Origin of the sequence: Idiomarina sp. 28-8 (genome assembly GCF_000320945.2) — a bacterium.
In the GTDB taxonomy this organism is placed as follows: Bacteria; Pseudomonadota; Gammaproteobacteria; order Enterobacterales; family Alteromonadaceae; genus Idiomarina; species Idiomarina loihiensis.
The window spans coordinates 318,574-333,571 of sequence record NZ_DF266790.1 but is presented as its reverse complement, the minus strand read 5'-3'; the positions used below and the strand labels follow the sequence as shown (position 1 = coordinate 333,571).

At 45.4% G+C, this 14,998-nt stretch carries 21 protein-coding genes; 3 read left to right on the top strand and 18 right to left on the bottom strand.

Features of this window, described 5'->3' with window-relative positions:
• Positions 1 to 79: 79 nt before the first annotated feature.
• Both gpt and RJ32_RS06370 read right to left on the bottom strand, forming a co-directional pair.
• Complete coding sequence (gene gpt, locus RJ32_RS06375; protein WP_034820335.1) at positions 80 to 565, bottom strand: xanthine phosphoribosyltransferase; 486 nt, start codon at positions 563 to 565, stop codon at positions 80 to 82.
• A gap of 7 nt (positions 566 to 572) precedes the next feature.
• Positions 573 to 1,865, bottom strand: coding sequence for an NCS2 family permease (locus RJ32_RS06370; RefSeq protein ID WP_034820332.1), 1,293 nt, complete (start codon positions 1,863 to 1,865; stop codon positions 573 to 575).
• Between the two features lie 108 nt (positions 1,866 to 1,973).
• On the opposite strand from RJ32_RS06370, the gene RJ32_RS06365 reads away from it, so the two are divergent.
• The gene (locus tag RJ32_RS06365; RefSeq protein ID WP_034820329.1) at positions 1,974 to 2,294 is read left to right on the top strand and encodes a 2Fe-2S iron-sulfur cluster-binding protein; all 321 of its coding nucleotides are present in this window, start codon (positions 1,974 to 1,976) and stop codon (positions 2,292 to 2,294) included.
• Between the two features lie 12 nt (positions 2,295 to 2,306).
• Here RJ32_RS06365 and RJ32_RS06360 read toward each other — a convergent pair whose 3' ends face one another.
• The 5 genes from RJ32_RS06360 to prmB are packed head-to-tail and all read right to left on the bottom strand — an operon-like array spanning position 2,307 to position 6,163.
• A complete protein-coding gene (locus RJ32_RS06360) occupies positions 2,307 to 3,449 on the bottom strand; it encodes an ATP-NAD kinase family protein (protein WP_034820326.1) in 1,143 nt (380 codons plus the stop codon).
• 2 nt (positions 3,450 to 3,451) lie between these two features.
• Positions 3,452 to 3,580 carry an entericidin A/B family lipoprotein gene (locus RJ32_RS14515; RefSeq protein ID WP_011234141.1) on the bottom strand — a complete coding sequence of 43 codons (129 nt, stop codon included), beginning with the start codon at positions 3,578 to 3,580 and terminating at the stop codon, positions 3,452 to 3,454.
• A gap of 10 nt (positions 3,581 to 3,590) precedes the next feature.
• The gene (locus tag RJ32_RS06355) at positions 3,591 to 4,139 is read right to left on the bottom strand and encodes an elongation factor P hydroxylase (RefSeq protein ID WP_034820323.1); all 549 of its coding nucleotides are present in this window, start codon (positions 4,137 to 4,139) and stop codon (positions 3,591 to 3,593) included.
• A gap of 6 nt (positions 4,140 to 4,145) precedes the next feature.
• Positions 4,146 to 5,234, bottom strand: a complete 1,089-nt coding sequence (gene aroC, locus RJ32_RS06350; RefSeq protein ID WP_034820320.1) for a chorismate synthase — start codon at positions 5,232 to 5,234, stop codon at positions 4,146 to 4,148.
• The gene (gene prmB / locus RJ32_RS06345) at positions 5,234 to 6,163 is read right to left on the bottom strand and encodes a 50S ribosomal protein L3 N(5)-glutamine methyltransferase (protein WP_034820317.1); all 930 of its coding nucleotides are present in this window, start codon (positions 6,161 to 6,163) and stop codon (positions 5,234 to 5,236) included. Before prmB ends, aroC begins: the two co-directional genes overlap by 1 nt.
• An 86-nt stretch (positions 6,164 to 6,249) precedes the next feature.
• On the opposite strand from prmB, the gene smrB reads away from it, so the two are divergent.
• On the top strand, positions 6,250 to 6,813 hold the full coding sequence (smrB, locus tag RJ32_RS06340; RefSeq protein ID WP_034820315.1) for an endonuclease SmrB: 564 nt from the start codon (positions 6,250 to 6,252) through the stop codon (positions 6,811 to 6,813).
• Positions 6,814 to 6,816: 3 nt separating this feature from the next.
• Here smrB and sixA read toward each other — a convergent pair whose 3' ends face one another.
• Genes sixA through RJ32_RS06325 form a run of 3 tightly spaced genes read right to left on the bottom strand, consistent with a single transcriptional unit; the run spans position 6,817 to position 8,097 of the window.
• On the bottom strand, positions 6,817 to 7,299 hold the full coding sequence (sixA, locus tag RJ32_RS06335; RefSeq protein WP_034820312.1) for a phosphohistidine phosphatase SixA: 483 nt from the start codon (positions 7,297 to 7,299) through the stop codon (positions 6,817 to 6,819).
• Positions 7,296 to 7,673, bottom strand: coding sequence for an RnfH family protein (locus RJ32_RS06330; protein WP_034820308.1), 378 nt, complete (start codon positions 7,671 to 7,673; stop codon positions 7,296 to 7,298). The genes sixA and RJ32_RS06330 overlap by 4 nt, the downstream gene beginning before the upstream one ends.
• Entirely contained in the window at positions 7,651 to 8,097 is a 447-nt protein-coding gene (locus RJ32_RS06325; RefSeq protein ID WP_034820305.1) for a type II toxin-antitoxin system RatA family toxin, read from the bottom strand. The genes RJ32_RS06330 and RJ32_RS06325 overlap by 23 nt, the downstream gene beginning before the upstream one ends.
• A gap of 107 nt (positions 8,098 to 8,204) precedes the next feature.
• Here RJ32_RS06325 and smpB point away from each other — a divergent pair, with 107 nt between their 5' ends.
• Positions 8,205 to 8,684: an SsrA-binding protein SmpB gene (gene smpB, locus RJ32_RS06320; RefSeq protein WP_034820895.1), complete on the top strand. Its 480-nt coding sequence runs from the start codon at positions 8,205 to 8,207 to the stop codon at positions 8,682 to 8,684.
• Here the strand turns inward: smpB and RJ32_RS06315 are convergent.
• The 8 genes from RJ32_RS06315 to RJ32_RS06280 form a co-directional block, all read right to left on the bottom strand.
• A complete protein-coding gene (locus tag RJ32_RS06315) occupies positions 8,626 to 9,138 on the bottom strand; it encodes a hypothetical protein (protein WP_034820302.1) in 513 nt (170 codons plus the stop codon). The two genes, smpB and RJ32_RS06315, sit on opposite strands and share 59 nt — an antisense overlap.
• Positions 9,092 to 9,484, bottom strand: coding sequence for a DUF192 domain-containing protein (locus RJ32_RS06310; protein WP_034820299.1), 393 nt, complete (start codon positions 9,482 to 9,484; stop codon positions 9,092 to 9,094). The genes RJ32_RS06315 and RJ32_RS06310 overlap by 47 nt, the downstream gene beginning before the upstream one ends.
• Positions 9,481 to 10,269, bottom strand: a complete 789-nt coding sequence (locus tag RJ32_RS06305; RefSeq protein WP_034820296.1) for a type II secretion system F family protein — start codon at positions 10,267 to 10,269, stop codon at positions 9,481 to 9,483. Before RJ32_RS06305 ends, RJ32_RS06310 begins: the two co-directional genes overlap by 4 nt.
• Positions 10,266 to 11,117, bottom strand: coding sequence for a type II secretion system F family protein (locus RJ32_RS06300; RefSeq protein ID WP_082815445.1), 852 nt, complete (start codon positions 11,115 to 11,117; stop codon positions 10,266 to 10,268). Before RJ32_RS06300 ends, RJ32_RS06305 begins: the two co-directional genes overlap by 4 nt.
• Positions 11,099 to 12,322 (bottom strand): CpaF family protein, encoded by a 1,224-nt coding sequence (locus tag RJ32_RS06295; protein ID WP_034820290.1) that lies wholly within the window; start codon positions 12,320 to 12,322, stop codon positions 11,099 to 11,101. The genes RJ32_RS06300 and RJ32_RS06295 overlap by 19 nt, the downstream gene beginning before the upstream one ends.
• Positions 12,319 to 13,533, bottom strand: coding sequence for a type II and III secretion system protein family protein (locus RJ32_RS06290; protein WP_034820287.1), 1,215 nt, complete (start codon positions 13,531 to 13,533; stop codon positions 12,319 to 12,321). Before RJ32_RS06290 ends, RJ32_RS06295 begins: the two co-directional genes overlap by 4 nt.
• On the bottom strand, positions 13,518 to 14,225 hold the full coding sequence (locus tag RJ32_RS06285; protein WP_034820284.1) for a Flp pilus assembly protein CpaB: 708 nt from the start codon (positions 14,223 to 14,225) through the stop codon (positions 13,518 to 13,520). Before RJ32_RS06285 ends, RJ32_RS06290 begins: the two co-directional genes overlap by 16 nt.
• 184 nt (positions 14,226 to 14,409) lie before the next feature.
• Positions 14,410 to 14,916, bottom strand: a complete 507-nt coding sequence (locus tag RJ32_RS06280; RefSeq protein WP_034820280.1) for a hypothetical protein — start codon at positions 14,914 to 14,916, stop codon at positions 14,410 to 14,412.
• Positions 14,917 to 14,998 lie beyond the last annotated feature (82 nt).

Here is a 14,998-nt window from a genome sequence, read left to right as displayed (position 1 = left end):
CTTATGCCGTTAATAAAAATGGCCTGATAGCGAAAACTATCAGGCCATTTTTTTGTCTTAATTTTTTAACGAGCGAGTCTTAAGACTCCTGACCCGCCAAAGGCTCAATGTAATGTAAGTGCATATCCCACGGAAAGTGGATCCAGGTGTCCTGGGCTAAGTCGGCAACGAAATCGTCGACCATTTCCATACCACTGGGTTTTGCGTAAACCGTCACAAACTTAGCTTTCGGCAAGCGTTCCCGCAGAAACTTCAGCGTATTGCCGGTATCCACTAAATCATCAACAACCAGAAAACCTTCGCCGTCTTCTGTTGCCGTTACGTCTTTCATTACCTGCAAGTCGTCACGCTGTTCGGTGTGATCATATGAACTGACAGCAACACAGTCGACAACTCGGATATTAAGCTCGCGTGACACAATTGCCGCCGGAACCAAACCACCACGGCTAACCGCAATAATACCTTTATACTGCTCCGCCGGTAATTGGCGACGTGCTAGTTCACGCGTTGCGCGGTGCAACTCTTCCCATGATACAAAAAATTCGCGGTTTGAATGCCATCCCATAATTTCGTTACCCTAACCAAATAAATTTAGCGACAAAAAGTGCGCCCAAGAAAACGACGCTTGGTGTTAAATCCTGATAGCGTCCGCCCAGTAATTTCACCACAACGTAACTAATAAACCCTAATGCAATGCCGTCGGCTATCGAAAATGTCAGTGGAGTCATCAATAAAACCACGGTCACCGGCGCAGCCTCAGTAATGTCGTCCCATTCTACGTCTTTCAGCGTAAACAGCATTAACACTGCAACGTAAATAATTGCACCTGCGGTTGCGTAAGCGGGGATCATACCAGCCAACGGCGCAAAGAACATTGCCAATAGAAATAAAATGCCAACAACCACCGCGGCAAGTCCCGTTTTACCACCCGATGCCACCCCTGCGGCTGACTCAATATAGCTAGTGGTAGTTGAGGTACCCAACATGGACCCTGCCACGGTTGCAGTGCTGTCTGCCATTAATGCTTTATTCAAGCGGGGCATTTCGCCATTGGCTTTTGCCAGCCCCGCTTTTTGCGCCACAGCCAGTAAAGTGCCGGACGTATCAAACAGGTCCACAAACAAGAAAGCAAAAATAACCGACAACATGCCAATATCAAAAGCCGCGGCTAAATCCATTTGCATAAAGGTTGGCAGCAGGCTCGGTGGTGCAGACACAATACCATTGTATTCAACCAGCCCGGTTGCCCAGGCAATAACAGTTACCAGCAAAATACTGATTAAAGCCGCTCCCTGTATTTGCCGTGCAACTAACCCAATAATGAGAAAGAAGCCTGCTGCGGCGAGCAATACTGAAGGCTCAGACAAAGAACCCAGAGTTACCATAGTGTCGTCGTTTGCCACAATAATATTCGCATTCTGCAAACCGATTAACGCCAGAAAAGCCCCAATACCCGCGGCAATAGCCAAGCGTAATGTGGTAGGAATGGACTTTATTATCCACTCACGAACACGCAAAGCCGACAGCAAGAAAAATAAGCAACCGGAAAAGAACACCGCTCCAAGAGCAGTCTGCCAGGTGTAGCCCATGCTGAACACAACGGTGTAGGTAAAAAAAGCGTTTAGTCCCATACCCGGAGCTAGTGCTACCGGATAATTTGCCCACAGGCCCATGACCAGACAGCCAATAGCCGCGGCCAGACAGGTAGCGACAAATACGGCTCCGTAATCCATACCGGTTTCGCTTAAAATGGACGGATTAACAAAGATAATGTAAGCCATAGTCAGAAAGGTTGTGAGCCCGCCAATAACCTCTGACTTAACCGAACTACCGCTAGCTTTAATTGAAAACAGCTTTTCCAGCATGAGGAACCTTGAAAGTTTAGCGTTGTGGTTAAAGGGCAGGTATTTTATCCTAACCGCCACAGAATTTGTTGCTCACTTTTTATTTTTTAACAGGATACAGAATTTATCATGCCAACCGTTTACTTTGTTGATGCCGATGGTAACCAATTTGAAGCTACTGTCGATGCAGGAACCAACGTTATGGAAGCCGCTGTCGAAAACTTTATTGACGGCATTATTGGCGAATGCGGCGGCGTTATGTCGTGCGCAACCTGCCATTGTTACGTACCACCTGAGTGGCAAAGCAAGATTCCTGCTCCTTCAGAGCAGGAAGAAGACATGATAGATATGGTTTTAGACCCGCAGGACAATAGCCGCTTAAGCTGTCAGATAGAAGTAACTGACGAATTAGACGGCCTGGTTGTACACATGCCAAAAACTCAGTTCTAAATAAGCCTGAAATTAATTTACGGCTACCACTGGCATAAGAACTTCGTCGTGGTAGCCGGTAATAACCCGAATAGTGCCTGAAAGTTCCCGGTCTAATTCTGAATCGCCCGTATCAATACGTAGTGGTTTGTTATTCAGTGCCTGCAACTTAGTTTTAGTGGCAACCACCCAAATGTTCTCTTTACCAATATGCCGAATAACCCGTGGACTTAATTGCTGATTTCCACGACCAAATAAATGCCCCTGCCCGCCAATTAAGGTTATAACCAATTTAACGCTTCCAGTTTCGCGCTGAGCCACTTCTCCGTATAAACGGCTCTCGGTTACGTCGCGGGCTAACAGGTTATTCTGCTCGACTAAGTCGACACCGAGCAAAGTATTCTCGTGTCCCATACACTGCATAATAGCTTCGACTGTAGAGCCAGACCCCATGACTAAAAGTTCGTCGTCAATGCGCTCTGTGACTTCAGCAGCAATATCATCCAGTACCATCTCGTCGCTTTCTTTACCGCCCATTTTTACCGCCTGAACATATTCAAGTTCGGCCGGTACCGACATTTCACCAAAACGCCGGGCTTTTACGGTACCTTTTCTAAAGGCCTCTTCGTCAATATCCATTACATCGGCATTATGAATACTGGATAACTCACCCTGCAGGATCTTTTCAATAACCCGCCCGGCACCTGTTGGACTAATAGCGTAAACGCCTGAATGAATTTTAACGCCAGCCGGTATACCCAAAACTAACTGCTGTTCGGGAACCACCTGATAAATATCGCGCGCGGTACCGTCACCGCCAGCGAATAAAAGAATATCGACATTATGAGTCACAATTTCAGACACTGCTTTTTTTGTGTCTTCTGGTGAGGATGGCGTTTCAGCAGCCTTATAGACCAAGTTAAATGAAAAGCCCAGAGCTTTGAGGCTATCCGCGCCCATTTCATTGGCGGCAGTAACAAAATGAAGTTGCTGCTTATATGGTTGCAAAAGTTCTAATGCGGTTTCAGCTCTTTTAGCGGCCTTTTTCTCGGCCCCCGCCGCTAATGCTTTTTCCCGAATATCGGCGCCATCGCTTCCCTTTAAAGCTAAGGCGCCGCCAATACCTGCGTATGGGTTAATAATAAAACCTACGGTGAGTCTACTGCTTGTTTCCATTACTACTCGTCATCAGCCTCATCTTGGATCGCTTCACCAGCGTTTTCTATATCTTCACCCGCACCTTCCATGGTTTCACAGGCACTCAAACCGAATATTGCGATGGTAACCAGTAATGCTCTTAAAAACATAGATAACTCCTTATTTACTATTACAATTAACTGTTTGGCGATTAGGCCAACTACAATTAAAGTCGTGACAGAGTGCTTTTGCAAACTTTGCAGCGCGTGGCGGTATGGTATTTTCTTCCAGTAAACGGTTTAACTGTGCAGCCACTTTTTCGGTAAAGGCCTGCCTGTCGACTTCAACGCCATTCAAATTATCCACACTTACCTGAAACGGAAAGTCACAACACAAAGAGAACAGCCACTCCAAAGCCTGTGGCTTTTGCTCAACCTGTTCAAAAGATTTCTGTTGCGCTTCGTTGCGCCCGTCAGGTTCATACCAGTAACCATAGTCAAATTGCTTTCGGCGCGCTTCGCCCGCTATACACCAATGCGCGGTCTCGTGCAGCGCTGAAGCAAAAAAACCATGAGCAAATACCACTTTATGCGGTTCACCCTCTTCCGAGGCAGGCTGATAATACGGTTCGTCCTCACCGGCAACCAGTATTGTGTTGCAATCTTCGCTGAAACAGCGCTTAAAAATATCAATTAAGCGCTCATAATGGTGTTCTGACGTCTGACTCATATTCGCTTAGCGGCTAATATCCGGTGTTTCAGTTTGCGCGGTTAAATTATGCGCACGCTGGCGTAACCAGTGGTCGGCTAAAACCAGGCTGGTCATAGCTTCAACAATAGGTACCGCACGTATGCCAACACAAGGGTCGTGACGGCCTTTCGTCACTATGGCTTGTTCGTTACCCCAGCGGTCAATTGTTCGGCCGCTAATAGCAATACTAGACGTTGGCTTTAAGGCGATATCGGCAAAAATAGGCTGGCCGCTGCTAATGCCCCCTAAGACTCCGCCCGCGTGGTTTGATAAGAAGCCATCCGGCGTCATTTCATCACGATGTTCGCTGCCACGCTGGCTTACCACCCCAAAACCATCGCCAACACTCACCGCTTTTACCGCATTAATGCTCATTAGCGCTTTGGCTAAATCAGCATCCAGTCTGTCAAAAACCGGTTCGCCCCAACCCGGCGGCACACCAATAGCCCGCACCCGAATTTTTGCGCCAATTGAGTCACCTTCTTTTTTCAGTTGGCGAATGAGCTCCTGCATAGCTTCAACCGCATTGGCGTCGCCGCAGAACAGTTCATTCTCGCGTACCTGCTGCCAGTCAATGTTATTAGCAACAACATCGCCCATTTGGGTTAATGCCGCCTGAACCCGTATGCCCTGCTGTTGCAGTAATTTATCAGCTATAGCACCAGCCGCTACCCGCATTGCGGTTTCACGCGCTGAAGAGCGCCCACCACCGCGATAATCCCGTACACCGTACTTGTGCTGGTAGGTGTAATCGGCATGGCCGGGACGGAAGGTATCTTTTATGTCAGAGTAATCCTGACTGCGCTGGTCGGTGTTTTCAATCAGCAAACCGATAGATGTCCCGGTTGTCACGCCTTCAAACACCCCTGAGAGGATCTTGACCTGATCGGCCTCGCGACGCGCTGTAGTATAGCGGTTTTGTCCTGGCTTACGGCGGTCTAAGGCTTCCTGTAAATCGGCTTCGGTTAGCTCTAATCCCGCAGGACAACCATCAACAACGGCGCCTAGCGAAGGTCCGTGGCTTTCACCAAAGGTGGTAACTTTGAATAACTGCCCAAAACTGTTTCCTGGCATTAGCTGGCCTTAGTTTCCCGTTGTTTATGTTCAATTAGTTGCTGTTTGGTCAGTAAGAATACGCCGTCGCCGCCATTAGCAAACTCAAGCCACATAAAAGGCGTTTCCGGATACTTTTCAGCTAAAGCCGGCATTGAATTGCCCACTTCACAAACAAACAAGCCACCATCGTTCAGTAAATCCGACGCCTGCATCAACATCTTGTCTACCAAAATTAAACCATCTTCGCCAGCCGCCAGTCCAAGCTCCGGTTCATGGTGATACTCAGGTGGTAAATCAGTCATATCTTCGGCATCGACATACGGAGGATTGGTAACAATTAAATCGTATTTTTCGGCTTTTACTGCATCGAATAAGTCCGACTGAATGGGCGTCACTCTATGAGTTAAACCGTGCTGTTCAATGTTGAATTCAGCCACTTCCAGCGCTTCCGTGGAAATATCCAGCGCATCGACTTCGGCTTCAGGAAACGCATAGGCGCAGGCTATAGCAATACAGCCGCCGCCGGTGCACAAATCCAGAACGCGGTGAGGGGCTTCAACTAGCCAGGTCTGAAAGCCATTTTCAATAAGCTCGGCTATTGGCGAGCGCGGCACCAGAACTCGTTCATCAACATAAAAAGGTAACCCGGCAAACCAGGCCTGATGAGTCAGATACGCAGCCGGAATATGCTGTTCAATACGTTGCTTTAATAACTCGACAAACTCTTGTTTCTCTGAGTTGAGCATACGGCAATGACCCATAGCGGCTAGCTGAGCCGTTGTTAGCTGTAGCACGAAGCTTAATAAAGCCCGGGTTTCATCAATTGGGTTGTCGGTGCCATGACCATAATACACATCAGACTGGTTCAGCTGAGTTACGCTCCAGCGGGTAATGTCATCAATGCTTACTAACTCTTGAATGGCTTGTTCCAGATTACGCACTTGCAAAGGCTGTCTCCCGACCACTGAATGTTTTATACTGAATAAACTTAATGCCTTAAAGATACCTTAATTCAGCGCGGTTTTCATCAATCATGGTTGCAAACAAACGTCAGTCATCATCACTTTCTGAAGACGATATCGAGCTTTTTCGTGAAGCTGCAAAAGGTGCTGCCCGCATAAAGCAGGATAAACTGCCGCCAGAACCACCCAAAATTGCTGAATTACGGCAGCGCCGACAGCTATCGCAAGACCCCAGCGCACAGCAAATTGCCGATGCCAGCCGCTCGGCCAGTCATTATTTTTCCGATGACTTTGAAGCGCACTTTGCTGACGGCCCGGTGCGGTTCGCTGCGGAGGGTGAGTCTGGGTATTTGGTTAAGCAGTTACGCCGGGGAGACTACACACCCGAGTTGCTACTGGACTTACACGGCATGACATTAGCCACGGCACGCCAGGAGTTAGCGGCATTATTACTGGCATGCGAGCGCGAACACATAGACTGTTGCTGCATTATGCACGGGCACGGCAGTGGTAAGTTAAAACAACAACTGCCGCATTGGTTAGTACAGCACCCGCATGTTCGGGCCTTTCATCAGGCGCCGCTGGAATGGGGTGGCGCGGCGTCTTTATTGGTACTGTTAAAAGTTGCGAGCTAGTAATTAGCCCGCACACCGCTCCGCTATTAACAGCTGCTGAAATTTACCGCGTAAAGTTTCCGGCGAAAAGTCGACAACCGCAATACCCGCTGTCGGAAAAATAGGAGGCTGCACGCTGGCATCCAGCTCATGAACTAAATAACTCACTAGCGGCATGTGCGACACCAACACCACACTCTCATAGCCATGCTGCTGTACTTCTGCAGCAAGCCAACTGACAACCGAACCGGCATGACCATCGGGTGTAATGTCATCGCAATTTTGCTTCTGCCCGGTTTTCAAGTGCGACAATAAGATAGAAGCTGTTTGCTGAGCGCGTATATAGGGGCTGACATAAACACAGTCAACTTTCGGCTGTTTGTCTATCAGCCAATTCGTTGTGGTTATAACTTCGCGCTCGCCGTTTGTGGTTAAGCGACGTTCGCGATCGGAGTGACTGCCCTTAGGGTAGTTTGCTTCACCGTGACGCATAATATACAGCTTCATTCTGGCTTGGACTCCTCAGCCTGCGCTCGACGTTTTGCGTCTGGTCGGCCACCGGTTACCCGGTCTGCCCGGCCGGACTGCTTAGCTTCTTCCGCACGGCGTTTGCGTACGGCTTTTGGATCGGCAATTAGCGGACGATAAATTTCAATACGGTCACCGTCTCGCGGTTGTGCATTTAACTTTACCGTCTTATTCCAGATACCCACTTTTTGCTGTTCAAGATCAATTTCCGGAAACTGCTCGAACACATCCGACATGCGTATGCACTCTTCCACCGTTGCGCCCTCTTGAGGATGCACCGATAGCAGCACTTGCTTGTCAGGGGTAGCGTAAGCCACTTCAATGGTTAATTTATTGCCCATTCTGGTTTCCATATACCTGCTCCGCCCTTTTCACAAAGGCATCGACCATACGGGAAGTCACTTCTTTAAATATTTTACCAAAAGCCATGCCCAGCAAGCGACTGGAAAACTCAAAGTCCAGCTTAAGCTCAACTTTGCAGGCGTCGTCGGCCAGTGGCGTAAATACCCAGCCACCAGTTAATTTTTTGAATGGCCCGTCTACCAGGTCCATGTCTATACGTTCGGGTTCGTGCAGCGTATTGCGGGTGGTAAAGGTTTTGCTGATACCCGCCTTGCTTATGTCTAACGCAGCCACTTTTTGTTGGCTGGACGACTCCAGTACCCGCGCAGCAGCGCATCCGGGCACAAACTCCGGATAAGCTTCAACGTGGTTAACAAGGTCGAACATTTGTTTGGCGCTGTACGAAACTAAAGCACTTTTCTCGATACTCGGCATTTTTTTACCTACGACTAAAATCAACTGCGCAATAATAACGCAACCAGAAACGCTTTGAAGCCCTTAAAGCAATTTTCTTTTCAGTGCGCATAGGTATAATGGCTGTCATGAGTAAAAAGAAACCACAACAATCATCCAATACCATAGCTCGTAATAAAAAAGCGCGGCATGAATACTTCCTTGAAGACAAGTTCGAGGCCGGTGTTAGTTTGCAGGGCTGGGAAATTAAGAGTATACGGGCTGGCAAGGTCAACATTAGCGACAGCTACGTCATTATAAAAAATGGCGAGGCTTACCTTTTGGGTGCCGAAATTCAGCCACTTAACCAAGCCTCAAGCCACGTTTACTGCGAGCCAGACCGCAGCCGTAAACTGCTGCTGAAGCGCCGCGAGCTGGATAAGCTTATTGGCGCCTCAGAGCGTGAGGGCTATTCCATAGTTGCCACAACCATGTACTGGAAAGGCCCGTGGGCAAAACTGGAAATATTTTTAGCCCAGGGTAAAAAGTCACACGATAAACGCGACACCATTAAAGAGCGCGACTGGCAACGCCAGAAGGCTCGGATAATGAAGCATTCGGTGCGTTAGATGGAACTTCAGGTGCGTCATTCAGGCGTGCCTGTTGAAGTTTCAACAATTGATTGAGCAGCCTTTCAAGCTCCCCGTCAAATGTATCCAGCTCGACACGAGCATCCATTAGAATGTTGGTGGTCTGACGTAAATTAAGTAATGCCAAATTGAACCAAACGTTCCGATCAGAAGAGTTGAGCTTCAGGGATTGCACGTAAGCTGATTCGCTAGCTTTAAAACGATACTGCCTAAAGTATATGTTACCGAGTAAAGCCCAACTTTTATCAGTTCCTAACCCCTTACGATGTAACCATTGCAAGTGCTGTTCTGCTGATAAAAGATCCCCATTTTTATACCAGTTAATAGCGGTCTCCAGACTCTGTTCCCTAACGTGCCTCTCTTCTACTGTCGCGCTGCAGCCTTGATTAGTTAAGCTCAATAGCAATACAGCAATCAAAATGCTTGTTTTCATTTAGCTCTCCATGCTTATTAATAAACCTTAGTTTCTTCCCAATCCACTTTTCTAAAGGCCAAAAGTTTCCAGCGGCCATTTCAATTAATCCGTGAGCCCCTTTAAAGCGAGCAATTTCATTGGGACAAATGAATCGACGGACCTCTATAATTTTGTTTGCTTTGTCGAAGGCAACAACATCAATTGGCTCTTTCATTCCCCAGGTGTGTATTGATTTGCAAAACGGAAACCAAAAAGCCATCTCTGGCGTTGGTTGCGGCTCGCCCAGCATGCCAATTAACCTTTGGTGAAACTTTTTCATGGCCTTTACTTTGGACCATAAAATAATTTCTTTCTCACTCGTCATCCAAACCCTCCTTGGCTTATTTGAACAATTACTGGCCCCAGAATAACCAGAAAATTTACCGGGAAAAAACAGGTTACCAGTGGAAAAAGAAGCTTTACGGGCGCCTCTTGCGCTCTCTTCTCCGCTGAGTTGAGTAACTCCTGCCTTAATTGATTAGCATAAAACCTTAACGATTTGGTCAAGCTAGTTCCCTGCTGATACCCCTTTATTAGCATTGAACTCCATTCATGAAGCTGCTTTGCGTCATACCGTTCAGACAGTTCATCCATTGACTGAGAAAAACTTCCCCCTCGCCGTAGCCGACTAAGCATTGATGTGATCTCCTGCGCCAGCAAAAGATCGCTGCACGACATAGATACCTTCTCTAAAGCGGAAATTAACGGAATACCTGAAGCAATCATCATAGAAATTAGATCACAAAAATCAGGGAGTTGGCGAACTATCGCTTTGTTATTCTTTAAAACTAACTGTCTTCTTTTATTTATTACCATTAGTAGTAAGAGAACATAAGCAATACTTAAAAACCAAACCCCAGAAAGCAGAGAGATTGAGACAGATACACATGCCATAAAAACCCAGAAGAAAAATGATCGCGCGGCTCCTTTTAGGAGCTCTACTTCCAGATAACGAACAGTCAACCTTTTGACTTTCTCCGGCAACACGGACCAAATTTCTGATATTGCATAATCAAGCTTTTCCCCAAGCGCCAGTATCTGCCAGACCGCGACGACTAAAAATGAAAAACTAAGAGTAGCTAGAAATGTTAAGACGGCAACTATAATCATTTTTCATCTTCCGGATGCATAATTCGCTTAACCATCCATCCACCAATAATCATCAATATAAGAGCGGCTATAAGCATAAAAATACCAACGCGTGACTCAGTAAAAAGCGCTGTATGTTCTGGTTTCATCCAACTTAAAAGAAAATACAATCCAACTGGCATCATAACGAGAATTTTAGCCTGCATTCTGGCTTGTGAAGTCAGCGTTATCTGCCGCTCTTTAATGTGCTGCTGTTGTTGGAGATTATCAGCCAACCGTAGAAATAAATCCGACTGTTGCCCTCCACTTTTCAAACCTAAAACTAAAGATTGAACCACGAGTTTAATGGAGAAAACAGGAACTCTACGCTGCCAGTCTTCCAGGCAGTCTGTTAAGGGCTTACCCACTTTTTCCTGTCTCAATAGCTCGTCCACCTCTTGTCCTAACGGAGGTAATAACGTTCCTTTTAAATTCTTCAAAGCTGATCCGACACTCGTACCGCTTCTTAACTGATTACTGAGCCCAATCAACATACCGGGCAACTGTTTTTCAATTTTTATGTAACGTTGCTTTTTAAAATGACGATAAACAAATGGCGGAGCCAACAAAGTCAGAATAAACGTCGCTACTGCCCAGGTTCTATTAACATAAAACCATACGATTAGAGGCGATAAGAGTGTGACTACCAGATAACTTCTGACCAAAATTGTTACCGGCATTCTTAAGAAAAATTCTTCTAGAGAACGCACTGTCGATAGCGTTAGTTTCTCTTCAAGTTTCTGATATCGTTTTGGTGTTAAATGCGAAAAGATCCATAGCCAGCAGAGTCCACTGCAAACGATTAAGAGCGCTAATCCGAAGATGAACATAATCCATCTCCCATAAGTGACTCCCAGACCTCCTGGCGAACATCGTCACCTTGCTCATCTGCGAACTTACATAACGCCTTATTGCTTACTAATGATTGAGTCATATTGCTTCTTTCAAATAGTGGCGAAAGCTGTAAAACATTATCGTCTATACCCGTAACTTCACTGATACTAAGCACTGATCTTCTTCCATCAGAAAGACGCGCTATCTGAACGACAATATTAACTGCACTGGCTATTTGTTGTCGTAACGCAGAAATAGGAAGCTCTATTCCTCCCATCAAGACCATAATTTCCAAACGTCTTAAAGCATCGCGAGCGCTGTTCGCATGAACCGTGCTCAGAGATCCCGCGTGACCAGTGTTCATAGCCTGTAACATATCTAAAGCTTCCGGCCCACGGCACTCGCCTACAATAAGTCGATCAGGGCGCATTCGCAGTGCATTGATAACAAGCTCGCGAATATTAATAGCGCCCGTTCCCTCCTGATTTTTGGGTCTGGTTTCAAGACTTATCAAATTATTATGATCTAATTGCAGCTCAGCCGCGTCTTCAATACTTATAATTCTTTCATATTCAGGAATTTCCTGAGATAGAATATTTAATAAGGTTGTTTTTCCCGTTCCGGTTCCACCAGAAACAATAATATTTTGGCGACAACGAACGGCAAGCTTTAAAAATTCAGCAGCTTGCTCTGTTAGTGAGCCACTATCTACTAAGTCCTCGATGGTTAACGATTTCTTAGTAAACTTTCGAATAGTGAGACACGATCCTTTGGTTGCTAAAGGAGCTAGAACAGCGTTTACACGAGATCCGTCTGGTAGACGAGCATCGACCATGGGGGATGCGTCATCAACGTGACGACCTAAAGGTAGAACAATCTTATCGATGGTTCGCCGCAGGGAAACCTCGTTACTGAATTGTTCATTCGCTTTCTTCAACTTACCTGAGCACTCAACATAGATCTGATCATAACTATTGACCATTATTTCAGTTACTGAATCATCTTCCAAAAGACCCTCAATAGGCCCCAGGCCAATGACTTCAGCTACTGCATCTGCTATATCTTTTCCAGACTCCCCTGTAGTTTCCTTTAAATAGGATTCAGCATAGAGCCTCAACTCACATTCACTCATAGACTCAAAACGCGGATCTCTGGTATCTAAATGCTCTTTGAGGTTGTTAATTAAATTAACTGATATCATCGAAATGTCTCCCTTAGCTTTAAAATGGAGTCCTTCTGGTACCAATCGTGTTTTTGCGCTAACCGTTTTTGCTTATCATGCAACCGCTCTTTAGCCGTATCCATGCGCTCAGCCGTAACCATAATAATTAGTTCCGTAGTTTGCTCTCTGTTCTGCTGGCTTCTGAAAGCGCTTTCCAGAATAGGTAATGAACCTAAACCCGGTATCTGGTCATCCTGAGCTGACTCATCTGTACTTAAAAGACCAGACAAAACCAGTGTGTCTCCATCATTTGAAAGAAACACCGATTCCGTACGACGACTAAGTATGCCCGGTACACCTGAAACCGAAACAGCAGGATCTATATTGCTTAATTCGGCGTGAAGCTGCGTTTTTATTCTGTTGTCATCTAAAACTACCGGCTGAATAACAAGCCTTATACCGTATTCCCGGAAAGTTACGTCCTGCATTCCCTGCGCAACAACTTGAGGAATAGGCAATTCTCCTCCCGCAAGAAAAGTCGCCTTCTCACCGCTTTGAGTCGATAAAACAGGATTTGCTAATAACTTGGCAAGGCCACGACGCTGCATAAGCATCAGTTGAGAATTAATTTCCGCGTCCCACTCGAACAAGCCCGATAAAGAACTCGAAAATGTGGGTCCGCCCGTTGTCCCTTGCCATCTAATTCCAAGATCTTCTAGGTACTGACGTTTGGTTTCCAGAATATTGACTCGCAAAGTCAACATAGGAGGCTCTTCCTGAAAAGATTCAGTTAAATTTAAAATCTCTTCATGATTCTCGGAAATTTTCTCTAATTCATCGTAATGCCTTTTAGATACCTTGCCCGATAATACTGTAAGCCCCGACCTTTCTGTTTTTCTAAGGGTTTGCTCTGCCTCAGATATAGCTTCTAAACGCCCCTCCAGGGAGAGTTCCAGGCTCGCTGTTACCATAACCTTTAACTCTTTTAATACCTCTTCGGAGTTGAACCAGATATCTGCTTTGCCAACTCCCACCCCTCTTAGAATTGCCCGGCTATTATCGAGCACGTGAACATCTACAACACTCTCGTCACTGATAAGAATATCGCTTCCGGGTTCTATACTGATAATTCGAGTCTCACCTTCTTCAAGATGATAAGAACTATGATTAACCTCGGCCCGAACACTAATAGCGACGAACAATAACAGAGTCACGACTAGATAATGTTTGAACTTTACTGAACCTTCCATGGTTGCACCTTGCTTTGTTTAGGATCTTGATGCCAAATACTTGCTTGCTCCAAATGGCGGCCTCTCGCCCAGACCAACATTGGACTTCCAATAGCTCTTGTAAATGCGGCTACCTTCTCGGGCTCCACCAACAATGTCAGCGAATATGAACCATATCCCTCCTGCAAGCCGTGGATATCGAAAACCTCAATTTCTTCAAAAGAAACGTATTGTCTTGAGCTTTCAAAAGACTCCCCGACAAATACAATATCGACTAGATCTCCGACTTTCAGCAGCGCATTATGATGGCCTAAATTATCCGTAGTGACCGTAATAGCGTAGTAACCGTTAGGCAGAACTTCCGACAAACCATTGTTCTGATTATTCGATAGAACACGTTCAGAGACGGGCTCGCCAGATTTAACAGAATTTCTTAGTTTTTTACCAATAATCAAACTAGCGGAACTCTCCAAATACCACTGCTCATTGATGAGTTGGTGCGGATATTTTCGAACCAATAAGTCGCTTACTTCAAGAATATCTCCGGCATTAAGGTCTTTGGAAAAAACAACAACGCTACCAGCACTTCCTGAAGCCTCTTGAAGTCGCCGGGAAGTTTCTTGCTGTAGATATTGATGAATTAGAAAAACCGTCACCATAGAAATTATTAAGCTAAAAATTACGGCAAAAATCCATTTCGCCTTTTTTGTCATGAGCCTCCTCCTGGTATTAGTACTAAATAGCGCCAAATAAAGTAATAAAAATCTTTCGCTTTACGACCCGTCTCAATTAAATAATCAACGAGTGAAAATTGCTCTTCAACAATAAATAAAGTGATCATTATTAATAGAGAGATGATTAACCACTCTGTCGATGTCTGGCCACTCTGTTTTCTTCTCATAGGATATGAACCAAAATCACATACTTACCTTGCTCGGAAAACATCAGACGCCCCATATCTTCTTTAAATATCCAAAAGTCATGAGGTTTCTCAATCGATTCAAAAGAATCGATTTTTTGGCTGTAATTTAATTTTAATACGTCTTTTATATCTTTGAATTTGAATGTCGATAAATAAACCCAGACCTCTTTTCCATTTTCCTGGTTTTTTGAAATGGCATGAAAGGGCCCGTCAAGCTTAGGCTTTTCCATATACGGAAGAATTATTTTACTTAAAATCCATGAACCATCATTTCCTTTGAAGAAAGTCCAGTTGTCTTCTCCAATTGGACAGATCCAAAAATCCCCATTAGGAGCTGGACAGTAGGAGTAGAAATCTTCAATAACACTCCAGTCTGGAACATTAGGGCTTTGTAAAAAATAAGCAGTAGCCGTCGCGTTCTGGGAAATTGGTATTTCAGACCATTCCCATTTATCAAACCCTGCAGGAATATCAGCAATCATATATGTACCTTAACTAAAATTTTAATAATAGTTTCTTCACAGTTAAATCCACAGATTTTTAGAAAAACAATTCCCATGTTAA

Bases quoted from the DNA above. Each gene is read 5' to 3' on its own strand.
- gpt (WP_034820335.1), bottom strand. From the start codon at position 565: ATGGGATGGCATTCAAACCGCGAATTTTTTGTATCATGGGAAGAGTTG.
- RJ32_RS06370 (WP_034820332.1), bottom strand. From the start codon at position 1,865: ATGCTGGAAAAGCTGTTTTCAATTAAAGCTAGCGGTAGTTCGGTTAAG.
- RJ32_RS06365 (WP_034820329.1), top strand. From the start codon at position 1,974: ATGCCAACCGTTTACTTTGTTGATGCCGATGGTAACCAATTTGAAGCT.
- RJ32_RS06360 (WP_034820326.1), bottom strand. From the start codon at position 3,449: ATGGAAACAAGCAGTAGACTCACCGTAGGTTTTATTATTAACCCATAC.
- RJ32_RS14515 (WP_011234141.1), bottom strand. From the start codon at position 3,580: ATGTTTTTAAGAGCATTACTGGTTACCATCGCAATATTCGGTTTGAGT.
- RJ32_RS06355 (WP_034820323.1), bottom strand. From the start codon at position 4,139: ATGAGTCAGACGTCAGAACACCATTATGAGCGCTTAATTGATATTTTT.
- aroC (WP_034820320.1), bottom strand. From the start codon at position 5,234: ATGCCAGGAAACAGTTTTGGGCAGTTATTCAAAGTTACCACCTTTGGT.
- smrB (WP_034820315.1), top strand. From the start codon at position 6,250: ATGGTTGCAAACAAACGTCAGTCATCATCACTTTCTGAAGACGATATC.
- sixA (WP_034820312.1), bottom strand. From the start codon at position 7,299: ATGAAGCTGTATATTATGCGTCACGGTGAAGCAAACTACCCTAAGGGC.
- RJ32_RS06330 (WP_034820308.1), bottom strand. From the start codon at position 7,673: ATGGAAACCAGAATGGGCAATAAATTAACCATTGAAGTGGCTTACGCT.
- RJ32_RS06325 (WP_034820305.1), bottom strand. From the start codon at position 8,097: ATGCCGAGTATCGAGAAAAGTGCTTTAGTTTCGTACAGCGCCAAACAA.
- smpB (WP_034820895.1), top strand. From the start codon at position 8,205: ATGAGTAAAAAGAAACCACAACAATCATCCAATACCATAGCTCGTAAT.
- RJ32_RS06315 (WP_034820302.1), bottom strand. From the start codon at position 9,138: ATGAAAACAAGCATTTTGATTGCTGTATTGCTATTGAGCTTAACTAAT.
- RJ32_RS06310 (WP_034820299.1), bottom strand. From the start codon at position 9,484: ATGACGAGTGAGAAAGAAATTATTTTATGGTCCAAAGTAAAGGCCATG.
- RJ32_RS06305 (WP_034820296.1), bottom strand. From the start codon at position 10,269: ATGATTATAGTTGCCGTCTTAACATTTCTAGCTACTCTTAGTTTTTCA.
- RJ32_RS06300 (WP_082815445.1), bottom strand. From the start codon at position 11,117: ATGTTCATCTTCGGATTAGCGCTCTTAATCGTTTGCAGTGGACTCTGC.
- RJ32_RS06295 (WP_034820290.1), bottom strand. From the start codon at position 12,322: ATGATATCAGTTAATTTAATTAACAACCTCAAAGAGCATTTAGATACC.
- RJ32_RS06290 (WP_034820287.1), bottom strand. From the start codon at position 13,533: ATGGAAGGTTCAGTAAAGTTCAAACATTATCTAGTCGTGACTCTGTTA.
- RJ32_RS06285 (WP_034820284.1), bottom strand. From the start codon at position 14,225: ATGACAAAAAAGGCGAAATGGATTTTTGCCGTAATTTTTAGCTTAATA.
- RJ32_RS06280 (WP_034820280.1), bottom strand. From the start codon at position 14,916: ATGATTGCTGATATTCCTGCAGGGTTTGATAAATGGGAATGGTCTGAA.